This window comes from Serratia rhizosphaerae (genome assembly GCF_009817885.1).
Classification (GTDB): domain Bacteria; phylum Pseudomonadota; class Gammaproteobacteria; order Enterobacterales; family Enterobacteriaceae; genus Serratia_B; species Serratia_B rhizosphaerae.
The window spans coordinates 1619973-1640251 of record NZ_CP041764.1; the positions used below are offsets into that span (position 1 = coordinate 1619973).

Annotated in this window: 17 protein-coding genes; 12 read left to right on the forward strand and 5 right to left on the reverse strand. The window is 61.8% G+C overall.

Annotated elements, in window-relative coordinates; translation table 11 throughout:
- The first annotated feature begins 279 nt into the window (after nt 1–279).
- On the forward strand, nt 280–783 hold the full coding sequence (locus FO014_RS07605) for a GNAT family N-acetyltransferase (RefSeq protein WP_160028749.1): 504 nt from the start codon (nt 280–282) through the stop codon (nt 781–783).
- 231 nt (nt 784–1014) lie between these two features.
- Nucleotides 1015–2622: a GMC family oxidoreductase gene (locus FO014_RS07610; RefSeq protein WP_160028751.1), complete on the forward strand. Its 1608-nt coding sequence runs from the start codon at nt 1015–1017 to the stop codon at nt 2620–2622.
- Here FO014_RS07610 and miaE read toward each other — a convergent pair.
- A complete protein-coding gene (gene miaE, locus FO014_RS07615; RefSeq protein ID WP_105229575.1) occupies nt 2619–3380 on the reverse strand; it encodes a tRNA isopentenyl-2-thiomethyl-A-37 hydroxylase MiaE in 762 nt (253 codons plus the stop codon). The genes FO014_RS07610 and miaE overlap by 4 nt on opposite strands.
- A 56-nt stretch (nt 3381–3436) precedes the next feature.
- Nucleotides 3437–3859, reverse strand: coding sequence for a ribonuclease E inhibitor RraB (rraB, locus tag FO014_RS07620; protein WP_105229574.1), 423 nt, complete (start codon nt 3857–3859; stop codon nt 3437–3439).
- 163 nt (nt 3860–4022) lie between these two features.
- On the opposite strand from rraB, the gene argF reads away from it, so the two are divergent.
- The 4 genes from argF (at nt 4023) to ridA (ending at nt 7387) form a co-directional block, all read left to right on the forward strand.
- The gene (gene argF / locus FO014_RS07625; RefSeq protein ID WP_111737832.1) at nt 4023–5042 is read left to right on the forward strand and encodes an ornithine carbamoyltransferase; all 1020 of its coding nucleotides are present in this window, start codon (nt 4023–4025) and stop codon (nt 5040–5042) included.
- Nucleotides 5043–5441: 399 nt separating this feature from the next.
- The gene (gene pyrB, locus FO014_RS07630) at nt 5442–6377 is read left to right on the forward strand and encodes an aspartate carbamoyltransferase (protein WP_160028753.1); all 936 of its coding nucleotides are present in this window, start codon (nt 5442–5444) and stop codon (nt 6375–6377) included.
- A gap of 12 nt (nt 6378–6389) precedes the next feature.
- The gene (gene pyrI / locus FO014_RS07635) at nt 6390–6854 is read left to right on the forward strand and encodes an aspartate carbamoyltransferase regulatory subunit (protein WP_015670674.1); all 465 of its coding nucleotides are present in this window, start codon (nt 6390–6392) and stop codon (nt 6852–6854) included.
- 146 nt (nt 6855–7000) lie between these two features.
- Complete coding sequence (gene ridA, locus FO014_RS07640; protein ID WP_105229570.1) at nt 7001–7387, forward strand: 2-iminobutanoate/2-iminopropanoate deaminase; 387 nt, start codon at nt 7001–7003, stop codon at nt 7385–7387.
- 65 nt (nt 7388–7452) lie between these two features.
- On the opposite strand, the gene FO014_RS07645 is transcribed toward ridA, so the two are convergent.
- Nucleotides 7453–9843: a beta-N-acetylhexosaminidase gene (locus tag FO014_RS07645; RefSeq protein WP_160028755.1), complete on the reverse strand. Its 2391-nt coding sequence runs from the start codon at nt 9841–9843 to the stop codon at nt 7453–7455.
- Between the two features lie 297 nt (nt 9844–10140).
- Here FO014_RS07645 and treR point away from each other — a divergent pair, with 297 nt between their 5' ends.
- The 3 genes from treR to treC all read left to right on the forward strand — a co-directional run bounded on the left by treR (nt 10141) and on the right by treC (nt 14464).
- Nucleotides 10141–11088 (forward strand): trehalose operon repressor TreR, encoded by a 948-nt coding sequence (treR, locus tag FO014_RS07650; protein ID WP_160028757.1) that lies wholly within the window; start codon nt 10141–10143, stop codon nt 11086–11088.
- Nucleotides 11089–11314: 226 nt separating this feature from the next.
- Nucleotides 11315–12730, forward strand: a complete 1416-nt coding sequence (gene treB, locus FO014_RS07655) for a PTS trehalose transporter subunit IIBC (RefSeq protein ID WP_160028759.1) — start codon at nt 11315–11317, stop codon at nt 12728–12730.
- Nucleotides 12731–12799: 69 nt separating this feature from the next.
- Nucleotides 12800–14464 (forward strand): alpha,alpha-phosphotrehalase, encoded by a 1665-nt coding sequence (gene treC, locus FO014_RS07660; protein WP_160028761.1) that lies wholly within the window; start codon nt 12800–12802, stop codon nt 14462–14464.
- Nucleotides 14465–14648: 184 nt separating this feature from the next.
- Here treC and FO014_RS07665 read toward each other — a convergent pair whose 3' ends face one another.
- Nucleotides 14649–15182, reverse strand: coding sequence for an NAD(P)H-dependent oxidoreductase (locus FO014_RS07665; RefSeq protein ID WP_160028763.1), 534 nt, complete (start codon nt 15180–15182; stop codon nt 14649–14651).
- Nucleotides 15183–15318: 136 nt separating this feature from the next.
- Here FO014_RS07665 and FO014_RS07670 point away from each other — a divergent pair, with 136 nt between their 5' ends.
- The 3 genes from FO014_RS07670 (at nt 15319) to nrdG (ending at nt 19085) form a co-directional block, all read left to right on the forward strand.
- Complete coding sequence (locus tag FO014_RS07670; RefSeq protein WP_160028765.1) at nt 15319–16227, forward strand: LysR family transcriptional regulator; 909 nt, start codon at nt 15319–15321, stop codon at nt 16225–16227.
- Nucleotides 16228–16448: 221 nt separating this feature from the next.
- A complete protein-coding gene (nrdD, locus tag FO014_RS07675) occupies nt 16449–18587 on the forward strand; it encodes an anaerobic ribonucleoside-triphosphate reductase (protein ID WP_105229564.1) in 2139 nt (712 codons plus the stop codon).
- 33 nt (nt 18588–18620) lie between these two features.
- Nucleotides 18621–19085: an anaerobic ribonucleoside-triphosphate reductase-activating protein gene (nrdG, locus tag FO014_RS07680; protein WP_160028767.1), complete on the forward strand. Its 465-nt coding sequence runs from the start codon at nt 18621–18623 to the stop codon at nt 19083–19085.
- Between the two features lie 39 nt (nt 19086–19124).
- Here the strand turns inward: nrdG and FO014_RS07685 are convergent, their stop codons facing one another.
- The gene (locus FO014_RS07685) at nt 19125–20183 is read right to left on the reverse strand and encodes a permease (RefSeq protein WP_160028769.1); all 1059 of its coding nucleotides are present in this window, start codon (nt 20181–20183) and stop codon (nt 19125–19127) included.
- Nucleotides 20184–20279 lie beyond the last annotated feature (96 nt).

Consider the following 20279-nt stretch of genomic DNA (forward strand, 5'->3'; position numbering starts at 1 on the left):
ATAAAAGCTGATTATTAGGGAGAGCGTGCCGCTGGGGTCGTAGCGGCGCAAGCCGCCGGAGCGCCCCTCGGTACGCTAGGCCCGGGTATCTCGGATTATCAGACTACTTTGCACAGCGGGTTAACCCCGCTGTTTTTTTTTTCGCCGTTGCATCCGCCCCGGCATCGGTGTTATTACAAACTATCAATACCGCACCAGCGCCCCACCGAAAAATACGCCCGGTGCGCTTGCTGCCGGAATAATAACAATGACGATCTTTTTTGGATGGCGAGAGCAAACATGACAACCGCAACGCCCGTGCGCCTGCAGGTGCGCCCCATCACGGCGGCCGATAACGCCGCCATCGCCCAGGTGATCCGCGAAGTGTCCGCCGAGCACGGCCTCACCGCGGACAAGGGCTACACCGTTTCCGACCCGGATCTGGATGCGCTGTATCAGCTGTACAGCCGGCCGCGCAGCGCCTACTGGGTGGTGGAGCTTAACGGCCAGGTGGCCGGCGGCGGCGGCGTCGCTCCGCTGCCGGGCGGCGAGGCGGACGTGTGCGAACTGCAGAAGATGTATTTCCTGCCGTCGCTGCGCGGACAGGGGCTGGCGAAGCGGCTGGCGCTGCAGGCACTGGACTTCGCCCGTGAACAGGGCTTCCTGCGCTGCTATCTGGAAACCACCGCCAGCCTGACGCAGGCCGTCGGCCTGTATCAGCACCTTGGCTTTGTCCATATCGACCATGCCATGGGCCACACCGGCCACGGCGACTGCGAAGTCACCATGCTCAAGACGCTGTAACCCCCGCCCAATGCCGCCGTGGACACCCTGCCCACGGCACAGCCATTAACATCAGAATCATTGATTTTTTCAGAAAGAAATCTGCCGTATTCAATCAGTTAAATTCGCAATAAATTATTTATTCATAATTTATTGTGATATTCATTAATAAATTAATGAATGCAGGTTTGACCGCCACGCCGGCTGGACTACGCTGCTATCAGCGATTCGTTCAGCCAACAGGGAGTGCCTATGTCAGACAACCGTTTTGATTACATCATCGTCGGCGCCGGCTCGGCCGGCTGCGTGCTGGCGGCGCAGCTGGTCCGCCGCACGCAGGCGCGGGTATTACTGCTGGAAGCCGGCGGCGACGACAATAATCTGTTTATCAAAATGCCGGCCGGGGTGGCGAAGATTATCGCCAAGAAAAGCTGGCCCTATGAAACCGAACCGGAACCGCACGCCAATAACCGGCGTATGCAGATCGCCCAGGGGAAAGTGCTGGGCGGCAGCAGCTCGGTCAACGGTATGATCTACATCCGCGGCCAGCAGCAGGACTTCGACGCATGGGAGCAACAGTACGGCTGCCACGGCTGGGGCTACCGCGACGTACTGCCCTACTTCAAACGCGCGGAGGCCAACGAAAGCCTGTCTGACGCGTATCACGGCGACGACGGGCTGCTGCCGGTCAGTGAAAACCGCTATCGCCACCCGCTCAGCATGGCGTTTATCCGTGCCGGGCAGGAGCTGAACCTGCCCTATCGCAACGACTTCAACGGCGACAGCCAGCACGGCGTCGGCTTCTACCAGACCACCACCCGCAACGGCGAACGCGCCAGCACCGCGCGCACCTACCTGCAGGCGGTGCGTGACCAGCAGCGGCTGGTGGTGAAACTCAACGCGCTGGCACACCGGGTGATTATTGAAGACAACGTCGCCCACGGCGTGGTGTACAGCCAGAGCGGCGGCGCGGAGGTGAGCGCCTTCGCCGAGCGGGAGGTGATTATCAGCGCCGGCGCGGTCGGCTCGCCCAAACTGCTGATGCTGTCGGGCATCGGCCCGCGCGCGCATCTGGAATCGCTGGGCATCACGCCGCTGGCCGACCTGCCGGTGGGCAAAAACTTCCACGACCATCTGCATATGTCGATCAACGCCAGCACCCGGCAACCGGTCAGCCTGTTCGGCGCCGACCGCGGCCTGCAGGCGCTGCGCCACGGCGCGCAGTGGCTGGCGTTCCGCAGCGGCGTGCTGACTTCCAATATCCTGGAAGGCGCGGCCTTTGCCGACAGCCGCGGCGGCGATCGTCCCGACGTGCAGGTGCACTTCCTGCCGCTGCTCGACGGCTGGGACGATGTGCCGGGCGAACCGCTGCCCGCAACCCACGGCATTACGCTGAAGGTCGGCTACCTGCAGCCGAAGGCGCGCGGCGAGGTGCTGCTGCGCAGCCGCAACCCGGCCGATGCGGTCAAGCTGCATGCCAACTACCTTGGCCACCCGGAAGACCTGGCCGGCTGCGTGCGCGCGGTAAAATTCGGCCTGCGTTTTCTGCAGACCGCGGCGCTGAAGCCGTTAATCAAAGAAGTGCTGATGCCGCTGCCGGACTGGCAGCGCGATGACGCGCAGCTGGAAGAGTTTGTGCGCAACTTCTGTAAAACGGTGTATCACCCGGTGGGCAGCTGCCGCATGGGGCAGCACGCCACGGATTCGGTCACCGATCTGCAGCTGCGGGTGCATGGTTTTGAGCGGCTGAGAGTGGTCGACGGTTCAGTGATGCCGCAGGTTACCAGCGGCAACACCAATGCGCCGACCATCATGCTGGCCGAGAAGGCCGTCGATCTGATCCTCGGCGCGCCGGATTAAGCCGGCAGGCCGCTGTGGAAGCGGAACTCGCTGTCCGGCGACAGGATCAGATCCGCTTCGAGACGGCCGAAGTAGGCGACGCGCTCGCTGATATCTTCCTCGCCGGCGATCTGCTGCGCCAGCGTCAGGTAATCCTGGTAGTGGCGCGCTTCCGAACGCAGCAGCGACAGGTAGAAACGGTGCAGCTCGTCGTCCAGATGCGGCGCCAGCTTGGCAAAGCGCTCACAGGAGCGGGCCTCGATATAGGCGCCGCAGATCAGTTTATCGATCAACGTCGCCGGATCGTGGGTGCGCACCTCGCGGATCATCCGCTTGGCGTAACGGCTGGCGGTAATCTTCTTATAGGCAATGCCGCGCGACTGCATAATTCCCAGCACCTGAGAAAAGTGGTGCAGCTCTTCTTTAATCAGCAGCACCATTTTATCCACCAGATCCTGGCCGTAGGCGGAGCCCTGCTTCGGCAGCAGTTTCCGGGTGAACTGGCTCTGGTTGAACAGCGCGTCCGGCACGCCCTGCTCTTCATGCACAAACGTCTCATACGGCTTCAGCAGCGCCAGCAGCGCATCGCCGCTCGCCTTGTCCACCACGTAGCGGCGGATCAGCCACATGCCGGTCTGGGCGGCCTTAAGCTCGCACACCAGATGGTCGGTCAGCAGCAGCGACAGGTTTTCCGGCCGGCGCGCGGCGTCGATCCAGCCGTCCGGGGTTTCACAGTGCAGAAAAGAGAGAATCGGGGCAAGTAACGATGGGTAATTCATAAGATCTTCAAAGGCCGGCGGGAGCCGGCCCTACAGAGTGGTTAACAGGGAAACGATCAGTGGCGCTTGCCGTCGTCGTCTTCGTCGATAAATTCGCCGTCTTCTTCGTCGCCGTCTTCGCCGTCCGGGTCTTCAAAATAGGTGCCCCAGCCGTCGTAGTTAACGCCGCATTTTTCCGCCAGCGCCACCAGTTGCTCAACCTGCGCGTCGATCACGTCCGGGTTCAGGCCCACTTCGCTGATCACGTCGCAGCACATCAGCACCTGGCCGTCTTCCACTTCCAGCTCTTCGGCGTCGGTCACTTCGTAGCCCAGTTTGAAGGCTTCCACCGCGGCCTTCTCCAGAATTTCAAACTTTTCGGCAGAGAAATGGTGCTCGATGGTGTAGAGTGCGTCCGGATCGCTGCCGTCTTCCAGCAGTTCTTCAATGATCAGACGCGTCTCTTCCCGTTGTTCTTCCAGCAATTCGCGGTTTGCCATGACTCTATCCTCAATAAATGGCTTTTACTCCTTCTATTTTCACACAGCGTCGGCGCCGCTGCCACGTTAATCACGAAAGATTTCCGCCCCGGGGTTGAATTTGAATATTCATACATATAAAGTGAATTTTAATTCAAAAATAGACAATAAAGGATACCTGGCGATGAGCAGCATAAACCCTTTTTACCAGCGGCATTTTTTACGCTTGATGGATTTCACCCCGGCAGAGCTGCAGGCGCTGCTGCAGTTGGCCGCCGATCTGAAACAGGCAAAAAAGCAGGGTCGTGAAACCCGCCGTCTGCAGGGGAAAAATATTGCGCTCATCTTTGAAAAAGACTCCACCCGCACCCGCTGCGCGTTTGAGGTCGCCGCGTTCGATCAGGGCGCGCAGGTCACTTATCTCGGCCCGAGCGGCAGCCAGATCGGCCATAAAGAGTCGATGAAAGACACCGCCCGGGTGCTGGGGCGCATGTATGACGGTATTCAGTACCGCGGCTACGGCCAGCCGCTGGTGGAAACGCTGGCGCACTACGCCGGCGTGCCGGTCTGGAACGGCCTGACCGATGAGTTCCACCCGACCCAACTGCTCGCCGACCTGCTGACGGTGCAGGAACACTTGCCGGGCAAACCGCTGTCGGCGGTGAAGTTCGCCTACCTCGGCGATGCGCGCAACAACATGGGCAATACACTGCTGGAGGCGGCGGCGCTGACGGGTATGGATCTGCGTCTGGTAGCGCCCAAGGCCTGCTGGCCGCAGGCGGAACTGGTGGCGGAGTGCCAGGCGCTGGCCGAACGCCAGGGCGGTAAAATTACCCTGACCGAAGATATCGCCGTCGGGGTGAAAGACGCCGACTTCCTGTATACCGACGTCTGGGTATCGATGGGCGAGCCAAAGGAAGTTTGGCAGGAGCGTATCGCGCTGCTCAAACCTTATCAGGTCAATATGGCGATGCTGCGCCAGACCGGCAACCCGCAGGTCAAGTTCCTGCACTGCCTGCCGGCGTTCCACGACGACCAGACCACGCTTGGCAAACAGATGGCCGAGCAGTACGGCCTGTACGGCGGCATGGAGGTCACCGACGAGGTGTTTGAATCGCCGCACAGCATCGTGTTCGATCAGGCGGAGAACCGTCTGCACACCATCAAGGCGGTGATGGTCGCCACCCTGAGCCGTGAAGGGTAAGAAAACGATCCCTTTCGCCTGATTTAGGCTAAGCTCAACACCATATTGCCGGGGCGCGTCACGCACGGGCAATGGGAGAGCGGGTTGCGGCCCGTTCTCCCTTTTCCGTTTTTTCCTGCCGGCCAATCGATGGCTAAAATCCCTTTTTAACGTTTGCAGCGGCGTCCGTCGCGGGTATAATGCGCGGCAATTTGCCAGGAGAAAGCATGAACAACAGCATCACTTTTGCACCGCAAAACCGGCTGCCAATCGGCGGTCAGCTGGCGTTCTTTCTCCTGTTGCCGGATCGATCTTATTAAAAGGCCCCTCGTTGAGGGGCTTTTTTTTGCCTGCAAGACAGAGCAACACCGCGTTTGTTAACCGCCCCGCGCCACGGGCATGCGTCGAGGAGAGTGAAAAATGGCCAACCCGCTGTATCACAAAAACATCATCTCTATTAACGATCTCAGCCGTGAAGATCTGGAACTGGTGCTGCGCACCGCCGCCAGTCTGAAGGCACAGCCGCAGCCGGAACTGCTGAAGCACAAGGTCATCGCCAGCTGTTTCTTCGAGGCCTCGACCCGCACCCGCCTGTCGTTTGAAACCGCCATTCAGCGCCTGGGCGCCTCGGTGGTCGGCTTTTCCGACAGCAGCAACACCTCCCTCGGCAAAAAAGGCGAAACGCTGTCCGACACCATTTCCGTCATCAGTACCTACGTCGACGCGATTGTGATGCGCCACCCGCAGGAGGGCGCGGCGCGCCTGGCCTCTGACTTCTCCGGCAACATCCCGGTGCTTAACGCCGGCGACGGTGCCAACCAGCACCCGACGCAAACGCTGCTGGACCTGTTCACCATTCAGGAAACGCAGGGGCGGCTGAGCAATATCAACATCGCCATGGTCGGCGACCTGAAGTACGGCCGCACGGTGCACTCTCTGACCCAGGCGCTGGCCAAGTTCGAAGGCAACCGCTTCTATTTCATCGCCCCGGACGCGCTGGCGATGCCGGGCTATATCCTGAAGATGCTGGAGGAGAAAGGCATCGCCTACAGCCTGCACAACAGCATTGAGGAAGTGGTGCCGCAGCTAGATATTCTGTATATGACGCGCGTGCAGAAAGAGCGCCTCGACCCGTCGGAATACGCCAACGTGAAGGCGCAGTTCGTGCTGCGCGCCGCCGATCTGGCCGGCGCGCGCGACAATATGAAGGTGCTGCACCCGCTGCCGCGCATCGATGAAATCACCATCGACGTCGATAACACGCCGCACGCCTACTACTTCCAGCAGGCGGGCAACGGCATTTTCGCCCGGCAGGCGCTGCTGGCGCTGGTATTAACCGCAGAACTGGACTTTTAAGGGGGAACCGTCATGACGCACGATAACAAACTGCAGGTTGAAGCCATCAAATGCGGCACGGTGATCGACCACATTCCGGCGCAGGTCGGCTTTAAGCTGCTGACCCTGTTCAAACTGACCGCCACCGACCAGCGCATCACCATCGGCCTGAATCTGCCTTCGAAAGAGCTGGGGCATAAAGATCTGATCAAGATTGAGAATACTTTCCTGACCGAACAGCAGGCCAACCAACTGGCGATGTACGCGCCGAAGGCCACGGTCAACCGTATCGACAATTATGAAGTGGTGCACAAACTGACCCCCAGCCTGCCGGACCATATCGACGGCGTGCTGACCTGCCCGAACGGCAACTGCATCAGCCGCAGCGAACCGGTTCCTTCCAGCTTCAGCGTAAAATCCCGCGCCGACGCGGTGCACCTGCAGTGCCGCTACTGTGAAAAAGAGTTCGAACATCAGGTGGTGCTGCAGGCCGGATAAAATTTAGCGTTTCATACGGGGCGTTCGCTGTTCATCTGCCGGCGACGCCCTATAATGGGATTTCCGAAGCGCACTACCCACGTTGATACCTGACGGATTTACGCCGCAGCGCGGCCTAAAACCCGCAGGGAAAATCAGGAGAAAACATGTCACGTAACATCAGCACTGAACTCGCACCGGCAGCCATTGGTCCTTACGTGCAGGGCGTTGACCTGGGCAGCATGATCATCACTTCCGGCCAGATCCCGGTCGATCCGAAAACCGGCGCCGTAGCCGACGACATCGCCGCGCAGGCGCGCCAGTCGCTGGAAAACGTGCAGGCGATCGTCGAAGCCGCCGGCCTGAAGGTCGCCGACATCGTTAAAACCACCGTGTTCGTCAAAGATCTCAACGATTTCGCCACCGTGAACGCCACCTACGAGGCGTTCTTCAGCGAGCACAATGCGCCGTTCCCGGCCCGCTCCTGCGTGGAAGTAGCGCGTCTGCCAAAAGACGTGAAGATTGAAATCGAAGCGATTGCCGTGCGTCGTTAATTCTGCCCGCACAGGATAAAACAACGGTCAGCCCAGGCTGACCGTTTTGCATTCCGCCCCGTCTATCAGCGCACCGTCAGCCCGCGCAGCAGGATTTCCAACGGATACACCGCGGCGATGATCAGCTCATCGCGCACCTGCGCCGCCGCATCCAGCTGCTGCTGGATCTGCTCCGCCTCGCGCTTGTCCAGCGGCTTACCCTGCCGCCAGCGCTCCAGCAGCTTCAGCCCCAGATCCGCCAGCGCGTTGACGTCCTGCGCCACCGGCGCCAGATCTTTCATCAGCACGTTGCCGCCAATCAGTCGTTTCACCGGCGCCGCGTTCTGCTGCCAGCGCAGCAGGCGGCTACGCAGCGCCTCGGCGGCCACGCGGTTATCGCGATCGCGCAGAAGCGCTTCCACCTGCTGATGCATCTCGCGCACCGACCGGCTCTCCGGCGGCAGCGCGTCCGCCAGGCGGTTCAGCGGCTCAAACTGGTGGTAGTTGCCCGCCTGAAACTTCAGATGCTGACGCGTGTAATACTGCGCCGGCTCCAGCGCTTCGGCCAGCGTCTGCAGCGGCATAATCTCGACGCTGTTGGCCAGACGGGTGAATTCACGCGCGGTTTCCGCATGCTGCTGCAGGCCGACGGACACCACCGACCAGGCGTCCACCGCCGCCAGACGGCGGTACATACTGCTCTCGTCGGTGACCTCCTGCGCCGACCACAGCCGCTCCGCCACGGCGAAGGCGCGCGGCCACAGCTTCAGGTCCAGCAGCGGCGCGCGCACGTTCTCCGCCCACAGCGCCGCCTCGCCGCCAAGAATATTGGCCTGCTGTTTGGCACCCGGCACCACCGGCATGTTACCCGCCGGCGCCGCATCCAGCCGACTGCCGCTGGTGGGATAACGTACGTTGCCCAGCAGCGTGTAGCCGCTGAGCGTGTCCTTTTTCAGGGTCAGCACCGGACGGGTATCGCCCATCCAGGTATCCAGCCGGAAGCTCACCTGCTGCTGCGTGTGCCAGACAATATCATGCAGGGCGCGGCGCGTTTTGCCGTCAAAGTCGATAAAGCCGCGCCAGCCCTGTCGGCCTTTAATCAAGGTAAAACTACCCGTCACCGCGCTGCCCTTCAGCCGCGGAATGTCAAAGCGCCAGCTTTGCGCCTGCTCGCCGGCCGCCACCTTTGTTTCCACGCCCAGCGGCTGCGGCAGCACCTCATTGCGGTAGTGATAGGCGGTGCTCTGCGGCTGATCGAGGTAGAAGCCGGTGGACAAAATTCCCTGATAGCCGTCCTGCGCGCTGGCGCCCAGCGAGTCCGGCCCCTGCCAGGACTGGATCAGAATGGTGCGCGGCAACGCAGGATGATAGATCTCATCCCAGCCCACCATACGCCGCCGGTGCTGTTCGAGGATCTTTTCCAGCCGCTGGTTGAACCAGGCCTGCAGCGCATGGGCATCCGCCAGCTGATGCTGGCGCATAAACGCCTGCAGCGTTTTCGACTGCTGCCACTGGCTGGGAGCGACCTCATCGCCGCCGATATGCACATAGGGATCGGTGAAGATCGTCGCCAGTTCGCCGACGATCGCATCAATAAACTGATACACCTGCTCGTTGCCAGGATCCAGCGTCGGCGCGTGCACGCCCCACTCGCGCTCCATCTGGTATGGCCCCGGCGCGCCGATCAGTTCCGGATAGGCCACCGCAATGCTGGAAGCATGGCCCGGCAGATCGATCTCCGGCACCACGCGGATGCCGCGTGCCGCGGCGTAGGCCACCACCTGCTGCATCTGTTCGCGGGTATAGAACTGGCCGTCGCTGGCCAGCTGCTGCAGCTTGGGATAACGCACGGAGGCAAAACGCCAGCCCTGATCGTCGGTCAGGTGCCAGTGGAACACGTTGAGCTTGGCCGCCGCCATGCCGTCCAGCTGGCGCAGAATATCGCCGACCGGCAGGAAATGGCGCGCCGAATCCAGCAGTACGCCGCGCCAGGCAAAGCGTGGCTTGTCGCTGATACTGACCAGCGGCAAGAAGGTGTTGTGTCCGTCGGTCTGCACCAGCTGCAGCAGGGTTTCCATGCCGCGCAGCGCGCCGAAGCGGGTGGCGGCGGTCAGCGTCGCCCCCTGCGGCGTCACCGATAATTGGTAACTTTCATCGCTGTCCGGCAGCGGCTGCGCCGAGACCTGACGTTGGATCTTCACCGTAATATTGCTGGCCTGCTGCGCCGTCGGCGGCGCCAGCGTCCAGCCGGTCTGCAGTTCCAGGCGCTGACGCCAGCGCGCCGGCGCGTCACCCAGATTATCGCCTTCAATCTTCAGGTTCAGCCGGGGCGTCAGCACCAGTTTGCCCTGCGGCTGGGCGATATCCACCTGCTGCGGCCACGGCATCAGCGGCAGTTTGCCCGCCGGCTGCGCCAGCGCGCCCAATGGGCAAAGTAACGACGCCGCAAGCAGCGTATAACAAAGCGGTTTATGCATCGAAAATTCCTCAGAGGACAGCAAAATCTTATGGATTAAGTACGACAAAAAAACAGCAGAAAGCCCGAGCATAAGGGTAAACGCAGTGCGCCTGTCCAGCGCCGACGGCGAAAAAGCGGGGTTGATCACAGATAACGCAGCCAGGCTGGCGCACGCGCCGGGTTGTCGGCAAGATCCCGTCCGTAAAATGCGTTACTCTGCTTTTGTACTTGCCATGCGCCCGCGGCAGCGGCACATTGCCGGGAAAGCCCACGTTCATCGGCGTTTACGCCTTTCAACCATAACGATAAACCGATCATGCAAAACAGGCTGACCATTAAGGACATCGCCCGCCTCAGCGGGGTAGGAAAATCCACCGTTTCACGCGTGCTGAACCATGAAGGCAGCGTGAGCCAGCAAACCCGTGAGCGCGTGGAGGCGGTGATCCGTCAGCAGGGGTTCACCCCGTCCAAATCCGCACGCGCCATGCGCGGCCAGAGCGATAAGGTGGTCGGCATTCTGGTGTCGCGCCTGGATTCGCCGTCGGAAAATCAGGCGGTGCGCACCATGCTGCCGCTGCTGTACCAGCACGGCTATGACCCGATCGTGATGGAAAGCCAGTTCGACAGCCAACTGGTGCAGGAACACCTGCACGTGCTGGCGCAGCGTAACGTCGACGGGGTGATCCTGTTCGGCTTTACCGGCCTGGAGGCCGAGATGCTGCAGCCTTGGCAGGAGAAAATGGTGGTGATGGTGCGCGAATATCAGGGCTTCTCATCAGTCTGCTACGATGATGCCGGCGCGGTGAACCTGCTGATGGACCGACTGCTCCAGCAGGGACACCGCGATATCAGCTACCTCGGCGTCCGGCAGTCGGACGCCACCACCGGCGCGCGCCGCTATCAGACCTATCTGGATGCCTGCCAGCGCCACGGCCTGACCCCGCACGCGGCGCTGGGCGAGCTCAGCTACCAGAGCGGCTTCCAGCTGGCGGCGGAGGCGATCGTCCCGCAGACCCGCGCGTTGATCTGCGCGTCTGACAGCATCGCCCTCGGCGCGATCAAATATCTGCAGCAGCAGCAGATCGCCGATATTCAGGTGTGCGCCATCGGCAATACCCCGCTGCTCAGCTTCCTGTTCCCGGAGACGCTGTCGGTGGAGTTTGGCTACGGCAGCGCCGGCGTGCAGGCGGCGCAGCAACTGCTGGCCCAGCTCAGCGGCGATGCGCCGATCCGCCGCATCGTGGTGCCGAGCAAACTCTCTTAACCCTCCTGCCGCGTCGGGCCACCCGCGCGGCGGTTTCCCTTGAGATCTCACACGTCATTTTGTGATCGTCATCCGATTCCGGGAACGTTCCCATTTTCTAACCACGGCGAAATGACTAAGCTTTGATCGGCTTCACCCTACTTACCTCTGCATGTCGTTCAGGCCCCGCTCGCCGACACGGCATACGCATAACAACGCCAGATATACCCATAGAAAGGTATTCATAATGAGCAAAGTAAAACAGCAGGATATCGATCGCCTGATTGCGCTGGTCGGCGGCCGCGACAATATCGCCACCGTCAGCCACTGCATTACCCGGCTGCGCTTCGTGCTTAACGACCCGGCCAAAGCCAGCCCGAAAGAGATCGAAACCTTACCCATGGTGAAAGGCTGCTTCACCAACGCCGGGCAGTTTCAGGTGGTGATCGGCCCGGAGGTCGGCGAGTACTATCAGGCGCTGATCGCCAGCGCCGGCGTCAACGAGGCGGACAAAGAGCAGGCCAAAACCGCCGCGCGCCAGAATATGACCTGGTCCGAACGCGCCATCTCCCACTTCGCCGAGATCTTCTTCCCGCTGCTGCCGGCGCTGATCAGCGGCGGTCTGATCCTCGGCTTCCGCAATGTGATCGGCGATATTCCGCTGTCCGACGGCCAGACGCTGGCGCAATCCAGCGCCGGCTGGAAAACTGCCTACGACTTCCTGTGGCTGCTGGGCGAGGCGATCTTTATGTTCCTGCCGGTCGCCATCTGCTGGTCGACGGTGAAGAAAATGGGCGGCACCCCGGTATTGGGCATCGTGCTGGGCATCACGCTGGTGTCGCCGCAGCTGATGAACGCCTACCTGCTCGGCCAACAGGTGCCTGAACTGTGGAACTTCGGCTGGTTTACCGTGGAGAAAGTCGGCTATCAGGCGCAGGTGATCCCGTCGATCCTCGCCGGCATGGCGCTTGGTTGGATTGAAACCCGGCTGAAAAAGTGGGTGCCGGATTACCTTTATCTGGTGGTGGTGCCGGTGCTGTCGCTGCTGCTGGCGACCTTCCTGGCCCATACGCTGATCGGGCCGTTCGGCCGCATGATCGGCGACGGCGTCGCCTGGGCGGTTAAAGCGGTGATGACCGGCAGCTTTGCGCCGATCGGCGCCGCGCTGTTCGGCTTCCTGTATGCGCCGCTGGTGATCACCGGCGTCCACCAGACCACGCTGGCGATCGATATGCAGATGGTGCAGAGCATGGGCGGCACGCCGGTGTGGCCGATCATCGCCCTGTCCAATATCGCGCAGGCCTCGGCGGTGCTGGCGATCATTATCCTCAGCCGCAAGGCCAACGAACGTGAAATTTCGGTGCCGGCGGCAATTTCCGCCTACCTCGGCGTCACCGAGCCGGCAATGTACGGCATCAACCTGAAGTACCGCTTCCCGATGCTGTGCGCGATGATTGGTTCCGCCTGCGCCGGCCTGATCTGCGGCCTGGCCGGGGTGATGGCCAACGGCATCGGCGTCGGCGGCCTGCCGGGTATTTTGTCGATCAAACCGCAGTTCTGGCTGGTGTTCGCGCTGGCGATGCTGGTGGCCGTGGTGGTGCCGCTGGTGCTGACCATGCTGGTGTACCGGCGCAAGGCGCGCCGCGGCGAACTGCCGGTATAACGCGCAATCGATCATGAATGTAGGGGCCAGGCTCGCCTGGCCCGCTGTCACAGTCAAAAGGTATTCTTTATGAGCAACCCAATCCCCTGGTGGCAAAACGGCGTCATCTACCAAATCTACCCGAAGAGCTTTCAGGACAGCAGCGGTAACGGCTACGGCGATCTGGCCGGCGTGATCCAGCGGCTGGATTATCTGCAGGATCTGGGCGTCGACGCCATCTGGCTGACGCCGGTCTATCTCTCCCCGCAGGTGGATAACGGCTATGACGTCGCCGACTACTGCGCCATCGACCCGGCCTACGGCAGCATGGAAACCTTCGAACAACTGGTGGCGGCCGCGCACCAGCGCGATATCCGCATCGTGATGGATATGGTGTTCAACCATACGTCGACCGAGCATCCGTGGTTCCGGGCGGCGCAGGATCGCCACAGCCCGCAGCGCCAGTTCTATATCTGGCGCGACGGCGCTGAGGGGACGCCGCCGAATAACTGGCGCTCCAAGTTCGGCGGTTCGGCCTGGCAGTGGCACGCCGACAGCGGTCAGTATTATCTGCACCTGTTCGCCACCGAGCAGGCAGATTTGAACTGGGAACACCCGCCGGTGCGCGAGGAGCTGAAGAAAATCTGCCGGTTCTGGGCGGATAAAGGCGTCGACGGCCTGCGGCTGGATGTGATCAATCTGGTGTCCAAGCAGCAGGATTTCCCGGACGACGCGCACGGCGACGGCCGGCGTTTTTACACCGACGGCCCGCGCATTCACCCATTCCTGCAGGAAATGAGCCGCGAAGTGTTCCGGCCGCGCGGCCTGATGACGGTCGGCGAGATGTCGTCCACCAGCCTGGAACATTGCCGGCAATATGCGGCAAACGGCGGCGAAGAGCTGTCGATGACCTTTAACTTTCACCACTTGAAGGTCGATTACGCCAACGGCGAAAAATGGACGCTGGCGGCGCCGGACTACGTGGAGCTGAAGCAGATTTTCCGCCACTGGCAGCAGGGCATGCACAACCACGCCTGGAACGCGCTGTTCTGGTGTAACCACGATCAGCCGCGCATCGTCTCGCGTTTCGGCGACGACCATGCGCTGCGCGTGCCGGCGGCGAAGATGCTGGCGATGGTGCTGCACGGCATGCAGGGCACACCCTATATCTATCAGGGCGAGGAGATCGGCATGACCAATCCGCACTTTGTGCGTATTGACCAATACCGCGACGTCGAAAGCCTGAATATGTACGCCGAACTGCGCGCCGCAGGGCGCAGCGACGCCGAGCTGCTGGCGATTCTGGCCAGTAAATCGCGCGATAACGGACGCACGCCGATGCAGTGGAATGCCGGACAACACGCCGGCTTCAGCCAGGGCACGCCCTGGATACCCTGCGCCGACAACTACCGACAGATAAACGTCGAGGCGGCGCTGGCCGATCGGGATTCGGTGTTTTACACCTATCGTCACCTGATCGCCCTGCGCAAGCAGTATCCGCTGCTGACCCACGGCGACTATCAGGATCTGGCGCCGGCACACCCGGCGCTGTGGTGCTACCAGCGCAGCTGGAACGGCCAGCGGCTGCTGGTGGCAGCCAATCTGAGCGCCCGGCCGCAGGCGTGGGACGCGGCCGGCGTTGCAGCATCCGATCTGTGGCGCGTGGCGATCGGCAACTACGCCGATACGCCGCCGCAGCCGCAACCGCTGACCCTGCGGCCGTTTGAGGCGGTGTGGTGGCTGCTGGAGGAATAATGTTCCTACACTCAGCTGCGTAAACCCGCTTTGCCCCCCGCTACCCGAAGGGCAGAGCGAGCCCAAGCGCGGGTGCAGGGGCCGCGCCCTCGGCCCCTGTAATCGCCGTTCATGTAGAGCCAGAGAAATACCGTATTCTTATGGCAATTCTAATAACTCCGTGCCCACGGAGATGGACATAGACTTACGCGGTAAACAGCGCCTGCACCCTCGTCGCGACGCCGGCAGCTTCCTGCGCCAGACGCGCGTCGCTGAGGTCATTCACCCCCTGCACCAGATGCGGCGGCAGATAGTCCATCCCGGTCAGGTTCGCCATCGCCTGGAACGGCAGCAGCAGATCGGCCGCCGGATAGCGGTTGTAGCCCTGCGCGCTGTAGGCCTGCCGATCGCCACCGGTGCTCACCACCAGCTGCAGCGGTTTACCGTGCAGCTGCGTGCCGCGGCTGCCGTAGGCGAAACCGTAGGTTAATACCGCATCCTGCCATTCGCTGAGGATCGCCGGCGAACTGTACCAGTAAAACGGGAACATCATCACCAGCGCATCATGGCTTTGCAATAACGCCTGCTCATGGGCCACATCAATGCGGTAATCCGGGTAGCTGCGCATCAGCTCATGCACGGTTACCCCGGGCAACGGGCGCACGGCCTCGATCAGCGCCCGGTTAACGCGGGATTCATCGGGAAAGCGGTGGGCGGTCAGCACTAAAATACGCGACATACTTTTATCCTTCTTCAGCGGCGCGGCGACATCGCCGCGTTATCACCGCTCGTGATGGCGCTATCTTTTCATTTCCGCCGCGTTCGGTGTAGGCTGTGTTTACTCACTTTAGTTTCAACCCAAAGTATCTACCGCCATGTCGCTGCCTTTTGACGTACACCGCCTGCTGCCGGCCTTTCTCAGCGCGGCGCAGAGCCAAAACTTCTCCGCTGCGGCGCGCCAGCTGGGCGTCACGCCGGCGGCGGTCAGCAAGAATATCCGCGCGCTGGAAAGCAAACTGGCGCTGCGTCTGTTTCAGCGCAACACGCACAGCGTAACGCTGACCGCCGAAGGCCAGGCACTGCTGGCACAGGTCGCCCCGCTGTGGCAGGCGCTGGCCGGCACGCTGGAGAGCGCCGGCGCCGAACGGCAGCCGGCCGGCACGGTGCGCGCCAGTATCTTGCCCGGCTTTGGCCGCCGGATGCTGATGCCGCGCGTGCCCGAATTTCTCCAGCGCTATCCGCAGATCGAGCTGGATCTGTCACTGGACGCACGGATCGTCAATCTGGTGGGAGAAGGCTTCGACGTGGCGATCGGCAACCGGATCGGCGAAGACAGCCGGCTGGTCGCCCGGCCGCTGTACGCCATGCAAAGCGGGCTGGTGGCCGCGCCGGGTTATCTGGCGCAGTACGGCACGCCGCGTACGCCGGCGGATCTGGCGCGGCACCACTGTCTGCTGCACCGCAACCCGGCCAACGGCCGGCGGATTAAATGGCCGCTGCGGCTGCCGGACGGCGCGTCGATGCCAGAACTGCGTGGCCCGCTGGTCGCCAGCCGGCCGGAGATGCTGCTGGACGCCGCACTGGCCGGGCTGGGCATCGCCTATATCGCCGACTGGCACAGCGCGCCCTATCTGGCCGAAGGTGCGCTGCAGCCGGTGTTGGCGGATTACTGGCCGTCGCCGACCCCGCTGTGGCTCTACTACGCCTCCAGCAACCTGCCGCCGCGCGTGCGTGTCTGGGTAGATTTTTTGCTGGAGCAATTTTCCCCTCATCCTGCGCAATGACGATCTGTACGGCGATCGCCCCGCCGCCGGCTTTCTTTGTCCTGCATCAAGAAAATTCCGCCAACACCCATATATAGTATCTCCACTAACATCAGCATCTATATATAGTAGTTATCCACAAAATCATCCACACCGCCCCGTAGCCCAGCCCCGCTGCGGCATTGCCCTGTGGATAAGCTGAAACGGCTATCTGTTCCCATCGGCGGAACAAGGAGAACGACGTGAAACCAGTAGTGATTAAACGGGACGGCTGTCAGGTTCCCTTCGACGAAGCACGTATCAAACAGGCCATCGAACGCGCCGCCCGCGCCGCCGAGGTGAACGACAGTGAGTATTGCGCCGCCGTCGCCCGTGAAGTCGCTCAACAGATGTCCCGCCAGCCGCGGCTGGATATCCATGATATTCAGCAGGCGGTGGAAAACCGGCTGATGGCCGGCGAATACAAACAACTGGCGCGCGCCTATATCGAATACCGTCACGACCGCGACGTCGCCCGCGAACTGCGCGGCCGGCTGAATCAGGAGATCCGCGGCCTGGTCGAACAAAGCAACGCCGCGCTGCTGAATGAAAACGCCAATAAAGACAGCAAGGTCATTCCCACCCAGCGCGATCTGCTGGCCGGCATTGTCGCCAAACACTATGCCAAGCAGCATATCCTGCCGCGCGACGTGGTGCTGGCCCACGAACGCGGTGAAATTCACTACCACGATCTGGACTACGCGCCGTTTTTCCCGATGTTCAACTGCATGCTGATCGACCTGCAGGGCATGCTGACCAACGGCTTTAAAATGGGCAACGCCGAGATCGAAACGCCGAAATCGATCTCCACCGCCACCGCGGTCACCGCGCAGATCATCGCGCAGGTGGCCAGCCATATCTACGGCGGCACTACCATCAACCGTATTGATGAGATCCTGGCGCCGTACGTCAGCGCCAGCTTCCGCAAACACCAGCAGGTGGCCGAAGAGTGGCAGATCCCGGACGTAGCCGGCTATGCCATGGCGCGCACTGAAAAAGAGTGTTACGACGCCTTCCAGTCGTTGGAGTATGAGGTCAATACGCTGCATACCGCCAACGGCCAGACGCCGTTCGTCACCTTTGGCTTCGGCCTCGGCACCAGTTGGCAGTCGCGGCTGATCCAGCAGTCAATCCTGAAAAACCGCATCGCCGGGCTGGGGAAAAACCGCAAAACGGCGGTGTTCCCAAAGCTGGTATTCGCCATCCGCGACGGCCTCAACCACCGCTACGGCGATCGGAACTACGACATCAAGCAGCTGGCGCTGGAGTGCGCCAGCAAACGCATGTACCCCGATATCCTCAATTACGATCAGGTGGTGCAGGTAACCGGCTCGTTTAAAACGCCGATGGGCTGCCGCAGCTTCCTCGGCAGCTATCAGGAGAACGGTAAGCCGGTGCACGACGGACGCAACAACCTTGGCGTCATCAGCCTTAATCTGCCGCGCATTGCGCTGGAATCGCAGGGCAATGAAGAACGCTTCTGGCAGTTGCTGGATCGCCGCCTGCTGCTGGCGAAAAAGGCGCTGATGACGCGCATCGCACGCCTGCAGGGCATCAAGGCGCGCGTGGCGCCGATTCTGTATATGGAAGGGGCCTGCGGCGTGCGGCTGAACGCCGACGACGATATCGCCGAAATCTTCAAAAACGGCCGCGCGTCGATCTCCCTCGGCTATATCGGCATTCATGAAACCATCAACGCGCTGTTCGGCAACGCCGGGCACCTGTTCGATGACCAGGCGCTGCGCGCCAAGGCCGTCGCCATTGTCGAACGTCTGCGCGCCGCCACCGAAAGCTGGAAAGAGGAAACCGGCTACGGCTTCAGCCTGTACAGCACCCCGAGCGAAAACCTGTGCGACCGCTTCTGCCGGCTGGACACCGCCGATTTCGGCGTGGTGCCGGGCGTGACCGACAAGGGCTACTACACCAACAGCTTCCACCTCGACGTCGAGAAAAAGGTCAATCCGTACGACAAACTGGACTTCGAGGCGCCTTACCCGCCGTTGGCCAATGGCGGCTTTATCTGTTACGGCGAATACCCGAACCTGCAGCATAACCTGAAGGCGCTGGAAGACGTATGGGACTACAGCTACAGCCGCGTGCCCTATTACGGCACCAACACGCCAATCGACGAGTGTTACCAATGCGGCTACACCGGCGAGTTCTCCTGCACCAGCAAAGGGTTTACCTGCCCGAAATGCGGCAATCACGACTCTGCCAAGGTGTCGGTCACCCGCCGCGTCTGCGGCTATCTCGGCAGCCCGGACGCGCGGCCATTCAACGCCGGCAAGCAGGAAGAGGTTAAACGCCGGGTGAAGCATCTGGATAACGGGCAGTTGGGCTAACGGCCCGGCCGGCCGTTTACGGAAGGATCGGCGATGAATTATCACCAGTATTACCCCGTCGACGTGGTCAACGGCCCCGGCACCCGCTGCACGCTGTTTGTCGCCGGCTGCGTGCACCAGTGCCGCGGCTGCTACAACCAGAGCACCTGGCGGCTTGATTCCGGCCAGCCGTTTACTGCGGCGCTGGCGGACCAGATTATCGCCGACCTCAACGACCCGCGCATTACACGCCAGGGATTGTCGCTGTCCGGCGGCGATCCGCTGCATCCGGCCAATGTGCCGGAGATATTACGGCTGGTGCAGCGGGTGCGCGCTGAATGCCCCGGTAAAGATATCTGGCTGTGGACCGGCTACCGGTTGGCGGAGCTGGACGCTGCGCAGCAACGGGTGGTGAATCTGATCAACGTGCTTATCGACGGGAAGTTCGTGCAGGCGTTGCGCGATCCGGCGCTGATTTGGCGCGGCAGCAGCAATCAGGTGGTGCATAAGCTGCGCTGAGCGTGAAGCGGGGATGCATTTTCGCATCCCCGCAACTTTTTAGAATATAAACATCCCGACCATGCCGGTCAGGATGCCGCACAGCGCCACCAGCGCCGCCGTCAGGCACAGCGCTTTTGCGGAGAAGGCCTTCTTCAGCATCAGCAGCGACGGCAGGCTGACCGCCGGCAGCGTCATCAGCAGCGCCAGCGCCGGGCCGGGGCCCATGCCCGCCAGCATCATCGCCTGCACGATCGGAATTTCCGCCGCGGTGGGAATCACAAACAGACAGCCGGCAAGCGCCAGGCCGATAATCCACAGCAGGCTGTTATCCACCGCGCCCTCGGCGTACGGGAACAGCCAGACCCGCGCCGCCCCCAACAGCAGCACCGCCAGAATATAAACCGGGATGGTTGACCAACACAGCGTCCACAGCGCCGTCAGCCAGCGGCGCAGGAACGGCTGAGGCGCGCTCTCGCACGCCGGCGGAGTCGTCACCGCTTCGCTCGCCGGCGGCGCGTCGTTTGCGGTCAGACGCTGCACCAGCCAGGCCACGCCCAGCACCATGATCACGCCGGCCGCCAGACGCATGGCGGCAAACTGCCAGCCCAGCACAAAGCCCATAAAAATCAGCGTGGCCGGGTTCAGCACCGGGTTGCTGAGCCAAAACGCCAGCGCCGCGCCGCTGGATACCGACTGGCGGCGTAAACCGGCCGCCACCGGCGCCGCGCAGCAAGTGCACATCATGCCCGGCAGCGCGATCAGCGACCCCAGCAGCGTGCCGGAGAAACGCTGATGCCCCAGCGTACGCACCAGCCAATCGCGCGGAATCAACACCTGCACCAGTGACCCCACCAGCACGCCCAGCAGCGCGGCCTTCCACACCGCCGCAAAGTAGGTCAGCGCGTACTGCCACGCCGCCATCCACGGGTTATGCGCGCCATCGGCCAGGATCGAGCCGCCGATGGAGTGGCTTTCCGCCGCGACAAACGCCTTACCGTAGTAAGGCTGCCATTTGACGTAGTACAGACCGACGGCGACCACCAGTAAAAACAGCACGGGTTTCCACAGCGGCCATGAACGCGTCTGGCTGCCGGAGGCAGGTAAAGGTTGAGACATGAGAGTAACCAGCAAGCAACAAACAATGGCGCTAGCTTAGCGCGATAGCGCGCCGTGCGCACCCGCCTGTCGAAAATAGTTCATCTGTTCGCCACA